Origin of the sequence: Moritella viscosa (assembly GCF_900120065.1) — a bacterium.
GTDB classification, from domain to species: domain Bacteria; phylum Pseudomonadota; class Gammaproteobacteria; order Enterobacterales; family Moritellaceae; genus Moritella; species Moritella viscosa.
The window spans coordinates 156,084-167,473 of the sequence record NZ_FPLG01000088.1; the positions used below are offsets into that span (position 1 = coordinate 156,084).

Annotated in this window: 7 protein-coding genes; 6 read left to right on the forward strand and 1 reads right to left on the reverse strand. The window is 40.6% G+C overall.

Annotation, left to right across the window (positions count from 1 at the left end; translation table 11 throughout):
- Positions 1-1,374, reverse strand: coding sequence for an MFS transporter (locus BT797_RS12815; protein WP_045112184.1), 1,374 nt, complete (start codon positions 1,372-1,374; stop codon positions 1-3).
- A gap of 515 nt (positions 1,375-1,889) precedes the next feature.
- Here BT797_RS12815 and BT797_RS12820 point away from each other — a divergent pair.
- The 6 genes from BT797_RS12820 (at position 1,890) to BT797_RS12845 (ending at position 11,336) form a co-directional block, all read left to right on the forward strand.
- A complete protein-coding gene (locus BT797_RS12820; protein WP_045112185.1) occupies positions 1,890-2,528 on the forward strand; it encodes a LuxR C-terminal-related transcriptional regulator in 639 nt (212 codons plus the stop codon).
- Between the two features lie 214 nt (positions 2,529-2,742).
- Positions 2,743-4,905: a GumC family protein gene (locus BT797_RS12825; RefSeq protein ID WP_082293703.1), complete on the forward strand. Its 2,163-nt coding sequence runs from the start codon at positions 2,743-2,745 to the stop codon at positions 4,903-4,905.
- A 24-nt stretch (positions 4,906-4,929) separates the two neighbouring features.
- Positions 4,930-6,126, forward strand: a complete 1,197-nt coding sequence (locus BT797_RS12830; RefSeq protein WP_045112186.1) for an outer membrane beta-barrel protein — start codon at positions 4,930-4,932, stop codon at positions 6,124-6,126.
- 18 nt (positions 6,127-6,144) lie between these two features.
- Positions 6,145-6,684, forward strand: coding sequence for a polysaccharide biosynthesis/export family protein (locus BT797_RS12835; RefSeq protein ID WP_045112187.1), 540 nt, complete (start codon positions 6,145-6,147; stop codon positions 6,682-6,684).
- Between the two features lie 64 nt (positions 6,685-6,748).
- A complete protein-coding gene (gene uvrA, locus BT797_RS12840) occupies positions 6,749-9,598 on the forward strand; it encodes an excinuclease ABC subunit UvrA (RefSeq protein ID WP_045112188.1) in 2,850 nt (949 codons plus the stop codon).
- Positions 9,599-9,626: 28 nt separating this feature from the next.
- Positions 9,627-11,336, forward strand: a complete 1,710-nt coding sequence (locus BT797_RS12845) for a PglL family O-oligosaccharyltransferase (protein ID WP_045112189.1) — start codon at positions 9,627-9,629, stop codon at positions 11,334-11,336.
- The last annotated feature ends 54 nt before the right edge of the window (positions 11,337-11,390 follow it).

The window sequence follows — 11,390 nt, forward strand, 5'->3', positions numbered from 1 at the left end:
CTAGCTCCTGTGCTGTTCACGAACCAGGTTCAAAGCCTGGTCTATTTCAAAATCTTTGGTCGCTTTTAAATAAGCAACCTGCTCTTCTAATACTACTACAGCTTCATTAATACCGGAAAGCGATATTAGCTTTTCGGCGATTAATTCAGCTTCTCTTTGGTTGGCGATAGTAACAGAAATTGTATGAGCCTTCACTTGCCCGACATTTTCTAGCCCCAAAGAAATTACAAACCATACTATCATTACCGCAGCAATGATAAAAAAGAGACCTTGTGACCCCAATTGAGAATACAAGCTACCAGCTATAATACCACCACAAAATGCACCTGCAAATTGTGATGTAGAGTAGATCCCCATTGCCGAGCCTTTTGCGCCAGCCGGTGCCGACATCGAAATCATGGCGGGTAAAGAGGCTTCCAAAAAGTTAAATGCGGTAAAATACAACAAAATAGCAAGTGCAAAGAGCCATAAGTTGCCATTTGCAAATCCCATAATACAAAGTGCAAGGCCCATTAATGCAATCGCAAATAAGAAAAATTGTTTATTCATTTTCTTATTTGCTGCAATAATTAACATTGGTACCATGAATACAAATGATAACAGTAAAGCAGGGAAATATATCCACCAGTGGTGCTCACCAACTAGCCCAGCCGATTCTAATTCAAATGGCAATGATACAAACACAGCGGTCAAGGTTAAATGTAGCAAAAAGATACCGGCATCTAAACGTAATAGCTGCGGATCACGTAACATTGCTCTTAATTTATCACGATTGGTACTCGCATCGCCTGCAGGTGCTTTGGATATTGCATTCGGCACAATAAAATGCACAACAAGTATACCTATAATGGCAAGTACTGCGGTTACAAAGAAAATGCCTTTAAGACCAATCCACTGCGCTAATACAGGTCCAGCCACCAGCGAAAAAGCAAACGAAAGTCCAATACACATACCAATCACGGCCATCACTTTCGGTCGCTGTTGTTCACGGGTAATATCAGCAGCTAACGCAAGAATCGCACTGGCAACAGCCCCTGTGCCTTGTAATACCCGCCCAAAAGCAACGCCATAAACCGAATCTGCAAGACCAGCGACAATACAGCCTAAACAAAATAAGCCTAAACCCGCAATAATAACCGGTTTACGACCAATCCGATCGGACAACTGTCCCATCGGTATTTGCAATATGGCTTGGGTTAATCCATAAGCACCAATCACGATCCCCACCCACAATGGCGAATAGCCAATCAAGTCACGCCCATAAATGGCAAAAACGGGCATGATCATAAATAATCCCAGCATTCTTAAACCAAATACCAATGCTAATGACACCGCTGTCTTTTGCTCTAATTTAGATAAAGCTACATTATCCATAATTAATCCATCAACCTCTCAATATTTACGGCGCCATATTAACACATCATCTAAGCTGAAAATAAAAATCATTTAAAACAGCCACAATAAATGTCCACCATGCTTTAGCATTAACAAAAAACGAAAATAACCGTAAAATACCGAATTAACTAAATAGGTTGAAATAAAACACCGAAATTAATACTTAACGCAATGATAATTAAAATAAGATCCAATATTAAACCACTAATATAGCTAAAGAATAAAGTATGAGCCGAGATAAAACTAAATGCGAACTTGACTCATTTATAGCACACCGATATGTTAAGTATTAACGAACAACTGGTTAACATTGCTATTTTCCAAAGGGATTAGCTTGCGACTTCCACTATCAGTTAATACTTTAGTATCAAGCCGTATCGAACTTAGGTATTAAAATTAACACTTTAATTAAGTCATTAGCTAAGTTTAACCGTTTTATAATGCTATTTAGCATGGATATGGATATCACCACACAAACTAAAGGATTTAGTCATATGTCGGATTACCCAAATGTAGTATTGCTGTCTCAGCCGAGTCTACAAGTTGCCACTTTAGTCTCTTGTTTAAGAGCTAAGCTCGATATACCGGTACAGCAGTTACGTGAAGTTGCCGAAGTTGAACGTATCTCAATTGATGACAATTTATTATTACTCGTTGATACAGACAATCTCAGTGCAATCTCACAAGAGCAGCTAAAAAACAAATTAAAGCAATACCATGGTATGTTTCGCTTAGCCTTAATTAATTTGAGTGATGATACCACGATGGAAAACATTTCCACTTGGCCATCTATATTCGGCGTATTTAATAAACGTGATGAACTCGATGTAGTTTGCAAAGGCATAGAAAAGATCACCGAAGGTGAATTCTGGATGCCACGACGTACACTCAGTTCATTGATCTCCATTTACCGCTCTAACAAAGCCGTTGATCTAGACAAAAAGCCAGAACTCACAACGCGTGAACAAGAGATATTACGCCAGCTAATGACGGGCTCATCAAATTTAGAGATAGCCGATGCACTTTATGTCAGTGAGCACACAATCAAGTCACATTTATATAATGTATTTAAAAAGATCAAAGTAAAAAATCGCCTACAAGCAGTATCATGGGCAAAAGAAAATCTTATCTAATAAACCCGCTTAAACTAAAATCTTTAGACTAAATAAGGTTTAAATCCATCTAGAATATGGATTCAAACCTTCAAACTACCAATTTTGTGACTTGGTTCACTTATTATTCTTCCTTTATCTGTTAAATATATATCGTAGTTTTAATACTCTAATACTCATATAATGGAAAAGTATGAATACGTAGCCTTACGGCTTACCATTCAAAGGATCTTAAGTGGAGCAAAAATATGACACGCATAGTGGATTCCCACAGGGAGGCCAAGACGAAATAGATCTTACGCATCTCTTTAATATAATTAGGCGCTCGTTTTTACGGATCTGTATTATCACTACTATTGTTAGTGTTATTGCTGCGATCTTTATTTCTGACCTTCCTCCTATCTATAAAGCCAGCACAGTTTTACAGTTACAAACACACCAAGCAAAGCCAATTGCCATCCAAGGTCTATTACAAAACGATATAAACAGCAAAGATGACTTCCAAACTCAAGTTGAGATTTTACGTTCTGACGTGATAACCGAAAAAGTCATCACTAAACTCAATTTGTCTCAACACCCTGCTTACACAAGAGATAAACCGAATAGTAAATTAAGTTTGATACTCGATAACATCATTCATTTTGTATCACCAGCCACCAAGCAGGTACAAATAAAACCAATAAATCCACACGCTTTTATTGGCCAGATAAAATCAGCAATGAACGTATCACTCATTAACAATACCCAGTTACTCACCATCAGTTATGAGCATAACGTGCCAGAATTAGCAGCTTTAATCGCGAATACCTATGCCGATGTGTACATCCAGCATAACCGTGATTTTCGAGTCCAACAGACAGTTGCCGCATCTCTCTGGCTTAAAGAAGGGGTGCAAGCACTCAAAGATAACTTGGATACAGCAGAGAGTAATCTCACTCATTTTCTTCAACAGGAAAATTTAATTGATGATAGTGGCATTGATAATTTCACTGCAACAGAATTACAGAACTTCACCACTAAATTAAACACAATTAGAAGTGAATTAATTAGCGCGCAAACCCTATATCAGCAAATAAGTCAATCGGAAAATTTGAACTTGCTAACCTCAACCTCAATTAAGGCATTATCCAATCACGCAGTGATAATTGAATTAAGAAATGAGTACACCCAAGCAAGGCACAATATCGCCGAATTATCCAAACGCTATGGTCCACAACACGACAAAATGATTCAGGCAAATGCACAGCTCAGCGCTGCAGAAGAGAATGCCCAAAATGCCTTACAGCAACTCGCACTCGGGTTTAAAAAAAACCTCAGCTTACTTGAACAAAATGAATCCGCCGTAATCGCCGTATTAGAAAGTAAAAAAGCAGAACACCGTACCCTAATAAAACAAAAAGCACGTTATAAAGAACTCAATCGAGAATTAACCTCAAGCAATGAACTGTATAATATGTTTTTAATGCGTTTGAAAGAAACAAACCTCACCAACAATCTTAACCTATCTACAGCCACGATCATCGATATCGCTAAAACGCCTTTATCCCCTTTTAAACCCAAACGCTCATTGATCTTAGTGCTCGTGATCTTATTAACATTGATGTTGTTAGTCGCGCATGCTCTACTACAGGCGCTATTTTTTGTGAATCAAGACAATATCACGAATCTACCAGCGCCATTACTTGGCTCACTCCCCAATTTTAAAGCGATTGATAAAAAATTCTATCAACAATCCCCACAGCAATTATTTATTGGCAATAAGATAATTTTTGAAGCCGCGCAAAGTTTACGTACATCATTGCAGTTATCCGCTAGAGCCAAAAAACTACAAGTCATCATGATCAGCTCCAACACCGTAGGCGAAGGTAAAAGTACATCTGCGATTTATCTCGCGATGGCATTAGCACAAACCCACAGAACTATTATTCTAGAGGCTGATTTGCGTAGACCCTCAGTAAGAAGAAAAATGGGGATACCAAATAGCCAACCTGGGCTGGCTGATATTCTCAGTAAAGGGGGCAGTTTGAATAGCTATATATTGCGTGATCAGCAAACAAATTTGGCTGTACTCTCGGCTGGAGAGTTAACCGAAAGCCCATCCAACTTACTGAGTTCAACTCGCTTTGCCAGTTGCCTGACTATTTTAAGATCGCAATATGATTATATTATTATTGATTCACCACCTAGTCAGTTAGTCAGTGACGCGCTAATTATCGGACAACAGTCTGATTTTAACATTCTAGTGGCCCGTTCAAACAACTCCAAGATTGGCGAACTTAACAGTACAATCAAATTACTGGCGAAGCATGGTGTCTGTACCGATGGCATCATACTAAACCAAGAGTCATTAAAAAATGATAAACGCTATCAGTACCAGTACCAAAAGGAAACTGCATAGCCTCATAGCCGTGCTTCATAATCAATGAAAATCTTAAAATATTTATTACTAACAGTGTCCTTCACATTAATCTTATCCCTATTAAGTTCACGAGTGACCGCATCAGGGCTAAGTCTAGAGACAAGTTCAGAACTTGGGTTTAACGTGATCTCCAGTCTTTCAATCAATTATAAACACGACGATAATATTACCAACACCAAAAATAATCAGCAGGCCTCTAACTTGGTTGAAATAATGCCGGCATTACGCATTGAAGGACAAAAATATAACACCGAGTTTGCTTTCGATTACGAGGGACAGCAAAGCTTATATAGTGAAAACTCTGATAATAATTATACCGATCATCAGTTGCAAGTTGCGCTTAGACGAATATCCAATAGCCGTCATCAAATTGCTATTTCATACCAATTTAATCTTGGCCATGATACCGTCAATACAGGAATATCAGAAGGTAATAAGCAAGTAACTGCGCCCACTAAGTTTTACACCCAGCAAATTGCATTAAATTATGTTTATGGCAGTCAATCTTCACAAGCCAGACTCAAACCTAGGTTTAGTTTTAACAATAAACGCTACGACGAGGACAACTCGAGCTACACACCCATGGCTGATTTCGACGAATATGACTACGGCCTCGCTTTTGACTATCACATCGGAGCTAGCTTAAATTTATTGCTTGATATCAGTAATCGCGTAACCAATTACCAAGGCACCGCGAATAAAAAAGACAGTAATAATAGCCTGCTGTATACCGGTATACACTGGGACATAAGTGGTAAAACGCAAGGTATTGTAAAAATAGGGTATGAGAAAATTAATTTCGCCGACAGTCATCGAGAATCTCAAGCTAACCCAAGCTGGGATATTGGTATTAATTGGCGTCCAAAAACATATTCCATCTTCAATATCAACGCCAGTCAAAAGATCATCAATGCCGTCACAGGGACAGACAGTATAGAAGCAAATCGAAAGTCAATAAGCTGGAAGCACACTTGGCGTTATAATTTATCGAGTTCATTAGCTTATCAACATCTCAATGAAACATACCAATACAGTACTCGTGAAGATAATAGCAATACCATCAATATCATGCTGTCTTATCAATTAAGGTATTGGCTTGCATTTGGTCTTAGTTATGAACATCAAAGTAAATCATCTTCGGAAGCTCACTTGGGCTACGACAAAAATAGTTATGGATTAACCAGTTCCCTCGTATTTTAAATGAAAGGAGTATTTAAAATGAAAAGCTGCACACACTTACATCACGCCATTTTCATCATTATAATCTTGTTAGCGAGTCCTACCAGAGCACACGAACAACACCACAATTATAAACTTGGTGCCGGCGATGAACTGTCTATTAAGGTCTACGGCGAAGCCGATCTAAGCATGTCCATATTAGTTGATACATCAGGTAGTATCGATTATCCCTACCTCGGTGAAATTAAAGTCGCTGGTTTAACCCCAGCAGAGGTCAAACAAAAAATTTATCTTGGCTTAAAAGGGCCTTATTTAATCTCACCTAAAGTTATGGTCAGTATCGCGACTTTCCGCCAGTTTTACATTAAAGGCGAAGTAAAACGCCCAGGTGGATACCCGTTTAGACCAGGGTTAACAGTTGATCAAGCAATCGCACTGGCAGGCGGTTTCACTGAGCGGGCAGCAAAACAATCTATTATGCTGTCTAATAACAGCGATCTTAGCCAGACACTTAAGGTTACCCCTGCCCACCACCTTGCGCCTGACGACATTCTTAATATTGAAGAGAGTTTCTTCTAAAGTAATGCCTAACAAGTCCTAATATGCGATACTGATTGATTATTTTATGTAGTGTGAGTTATGTATGGATCAAATCATTGTTCGGGGCGCACGCACCCATAACCTTAAAGATATCAATGTTGAACTACCTCGTGATAAGCTGATTGTAATCACAGGGTTGTCGGGTTCTGGTAAATCGTCATTAGCATTTGATACGCTTTATGCAGAAGGTCAACGCCGTTATGTAGAATCGCTTTCTGCTTACGCCCGACAGTTTTTATCTTTGATGGAAAAGCCCGATGTCGATCATATTGAAGGTTTGTCACCAGCGATCTCTATCGAGCAAAAATCCACATCACATAACCCACGCTCCACAGTCGGTACCATTACCGAAATTTATGATTACTTACGCTTATTATTTGCTCGGGTTGGAGAACCACGCTGTCCAACCCATAATGCACCTTTAGCGGCGCAAACCATTACCCAAATGGTAGATCATGTGTTGGAATTAGAGACCGGGCGTAAACTTATGCTGCTCGCGCCGATCGTGAAAGAACGTAAAGGTGAGCATGTTAAAACGCTGGCGGGCTTAGCCAGTCAAGGTTATATACGAGCACGCATCGATGGTGAAGTCTGCGATCTATCCGATCCGCCAGCTTTAGATCTACATAAAAAGCACACCATTGAAGTTGTCATCGATCGTTTTAAAGTTCGTGATGATCTACAATTACGTCTATCCGAGTCTTTTGAAACCGCACTAAACTTATCAGGCGGCACCGCTTACATTGTCGATATGGATGAAAGCGATGCAGAACCGATCGTCTTTTCAGCTAACTTTGCTTGCCCCCATTGTGGTTACAGCATGGCAGAGCTTGAACCAAGGATCTTCTCATTCAACAATCCAGCAGGTGCTTGTCATACCTGTGATGGGCTTGGTGTTCAACAATACTTTGATCACGATCGTGTTATCATTAATGCTGATCTGAGCCTCTCAGGTGGCGCGATCCGTGGTTGGGATAAACGTAATTTTTATTACTTCCAAATGCTCAGCTCACTGGCGAAACACTACAAGTTTGATTTGACTAAACCATTTAATTCATTAGCCAGTGAAGTACAAGGTTATATTCTGCAAGGCAGTGGCGAGCAAGAAATTGAATTTAACTATGTGAATGATCGCGGTGATATCGTCGTTCGCTGCCACGCTTTCGAAGGCATCATTCCGAATATGCAGCGCCGTTACAAAGAAACCGAATCGAATGCGGTACGTGAAGAACTTGGTAAATACTTAACCACTAAGTCTTGCGAGACCTGTTCAGGTTCTCGTCTACGTCAAGAAGCTCGCCACGTTTACATTCAAGAAACCACCTTACCAGAAGTGTCGCATATGGCCATAGGTGAAGCATTCGAATTCTTTTCCAAAATGGCGCTACCAGGTCAAAAAGGCCAGATAGCCGAAAAGATCCTTAAAGAGATTGGTGATCGTCTTGGCTTCTTAGTCAATGTAGGTCTGAATTATTTAAGCCTAGAGCGCAGCGCCGAAACGCTATCTGGCGGTGAAGCACAGCGTATTCGTCTTGCTAGCCAAATTGGTGCTGGTCTGGTTGGCGTGATGTACGTGCTCGATGAACCTTCGATCGGTTTGCACCAACGAGATAATGAACGCTTATTACAAACCCTGATCCATCTACGTGATCTTGGCAATACAGTGATAGTGGTTGAACACGATGAAGATGCGATCCGTGCGGCCGATTATGTCCTAGATATTGGTCCAGGTGCTGGTGTGCATGGTGGCGAGATCGTGGCACGAGGTAACGTGGATGATATCTTGAAAAGTGAAAACTCACTGACCGCCGATTATCTCAGTGGTCGTAAAGCAATTGAGATCCCAGCGCAACGTACACCATTAACCGACAAATGGGTTCATTTAAAAGGAGCAAGCGGCAACAACCTTAAAAATGTTGATTTGTCCGTGCCAGTTGGCGTAATGACCTGTGTAACAGGTGTGTCAGGTTCAGGTAAATCAACCCTCATTAATGATACCTTCTTTAAGATCGCGCATATTGAATTGAACGGCGCAACGGTGACAGTCCCTTCACCTTACACCTCCATTGAAGGTTTAGATCAGCTTGATAAAGTTGTCGACATTGATCAAAGTCCAATCGGCCGAACCCCGCGTTCTAACCCTGCAACTTATACTGGTATTTTCACCGCTATCCGCGAGATCTTTGCCGGAACACAAGAAGCACGTTCGCGTGGTTATAAACCAGGTCGATTTAGTTTTAACGTGAAAGGCGGTCGCTGTGAAGCTTGCCAAGGTGATGGTCTAATTAAAGTAGAAATGCACTTCTTACCTGATGTTTATGTCCCTTGTGACAACTGCAAAAGCCAACGTTATAACCGTGAAACATTAGAAGTCCGCTACAAAGGCAAAAATATTCACGAAGTATTAAATATGACCGTCGAAGAAGCGAATACCTTCTTTGCACCAATCCCACCTATCGCACGTAAGTTACAAACCTTAATGGATGTAGGTCTGTCTTACATACGCCTCGGTCAGTCTGCGACGACGTTATCTGGTGGTGAAGCACAACGCGTGAAACTAGCGAAAGAGTTATCAAAACGCGATACAGGCCAAACTTTGTATATCTTAGACGAACCAACGACAGGTTTGCATTTTCATGATATTAAATTACTCATGAAAGTATTACATCGCTTACGCGATCACGGTAATACTATCGTCATTATTGAGCATAACCTTGATGTCGTGAAGACAGCAGATTGGGTGATCGATCTCGGTCCAGAAGGTGGCAGCGGCGGTGGTGAGATTCTTGTCGCCGGAACACCGGAAACCGTATCTGAACATCCAGACAGTCATACTGCACGTTTTCTAAAACCCATGTTAGAACGCGCAAAACAACTGAGTACTTTCAACTAACAGAATAATATCAACAAAGAGTCATAGTATGAATCTAACAACATTGAAAAAAGGATTTTTCATTACGTTCGCCGTGTATATGTTGATCGGGATGCATTATTTTCAACATAACGGCGGCGGTTCAGGACTGCACTTGCCTTTTAATGCGATTGGTTGGATGTTTATTTCAACCTTAATCGGCATTGGTTTGTGGCAAGCGACATTACAAGCGAAACTGGTTTACTCCCAAATGAGCTTACTGTTTATCGCTGCCACGCTAGTCATGCTACTACCGGTATTATATGCCGACCCTATCGTTGCTGGTCTCAGTTATACCCGCTTATTTGGTTTAGTCGGTGGTTTACTGTTTTTTGTTGCTCTGCAGCAATTACAGCTTGCTCAGCAACAACGCCTGACGCTATTATATTTAATTTTAGGCGCCGTATTTATCGAGGCACTGTTTAGTCTCGTCCAATACTATTTGCTACCGGTTAATAATACCCTTGGTTATCATAAAAGCGCCAATCGTCCCTATGGTATTTTTCAACAACCCAATGTCTCTGCTTCATTTTTAACAACAGGTATTGCCCTCGCTTTATACCTGCTGACACAAACTAAATTGGATGAAAAAAAGAAACGTCTATTTTGCTATATCACCACTTTCATGGCCATTATTCCCGTTGTATTGCTGCAATCTCGAACTGGTTACCTATCATTATTAATTGCACCGGCGCTCATGTTACCTTGGGTGTGGCAACAATTACGGGAGTCTGAACAATCAGAAAGTCTGTTAATTTGGTTAGTTTGTAGTGTTATCGCTGTTGCCATTGGTGCTTACTCGTTAGAAACCGCAAACAAAGTAGCGCGTTCTGCAGCCGCGCTAACAGATCCAGGCGCACGCGTGCCTATCTATCTACATGGGTTAGCTATGTGGTTAGAGAAACCTTTCCTCGGTTGGGGTTACGGTAGCTTTGAAGTCGCGTATCTCAATTCGTACAGCCAAGCACTGAGCCAAGGGCTGGCATTACCTGGATCACCAGAAAATCTTGACCACCCACATAATGAATTATTATATTGGGGTATCGAAGGTGGCCTTGTTGCATTAGCTGGGATCGCGTTATTAATGATTGGTTTCTTACGTATTATCGTCAAGCAGCCATTATGGCAAGCGATGGCGTTATTAGGACTGGTATTTCCATTGGTTTTACATAGCCAGACAGAATATCCGTTTTATCATGCCGTCGTGCATTGGGTGGTATTCTTAACCTTGGTTTGGTATATCTGCAGTCGTTATAGCAATACCAAAACAATCAAATTTAGTTACACCTTTTTATTGCGTACCTTAGCATTATTTATCCCCTTAGTTACGGGGTTATTTATGCTAACGACATTGCATACGAATAAATTGTTAACCCAATATGAGCGCAGTGATCGCAGTAATATAACGCCACTGACAAAAGTCGTCAATCCAGTCGCTTGGATCACACGATTAGAGTTCAACACTATGATGTATCGCTTGCAAATCGCGATATACAATAACGATATAGCAGAGCTGAATCACTATATGGATTGGGCTGCAGAGATTTCACAAAAAACACCAAGAGCAAATATTTATATTAATTGGAGTCGCGCCTTAGCAAAATTAGGTAAAAAAGAAGAATCAGCGATACTGTTAAAACAGACTGTACTTCTCTACCCAACGAATAAATTAGTGCAAAAATTTGCCGCGAGTCAAGCTAACACTACTCAGCCTCAGTAAGTACTCGCCTGAAAATTATAAAGCGACAGTTAAAACGAAAAAGCCACATTCTAT

Excerpts from the sequence above, each read along its gene's own strand:
- BT797_RS12845 (WP_045112189.1), top strand. The coding sequence starts at position 9,627 with ATGAATCTAACAACATTGAAAAAAGGATTTTTCATTACGTTCGCCGTG.
- BT797_RS12820 (WP_045112185.1), top strand. The coding sequence starts at position 1,890 with ATGTCGGATTACCCAAATGTAGTATTGCTGTCTCAGCCGAGTCTACAA.
- uvrA (WP_045112188.1), top strand. The coding sequence starts at position 6,749 with ATGGATCAAATCATTGTTCGGGGCGCACGCACCCATAACCTTAAAGAT.
- BT797_RS12835 (WP_045112187.1), top strand. The coding sequence starts at position 6,145 with ATGAAAAGCTGCACACACTTACATCACGCCATTTTCATCATTATAATC.
- BT797_RS12815 (WP_045112184.1), bottom strand. The coding sequence starts at position 1,374 with ATGGATAATGTAGCTTTATCTAAATTAGAGCAAAAGACAGCGGTGTCA.
- BT797_RS12830 (WP_045112186.1), top strand. The coding sequence starts at position 4,930 with ATGAAAATCTTAAAATATTTATTACTAACAGTGTCCTTCACATTAATC.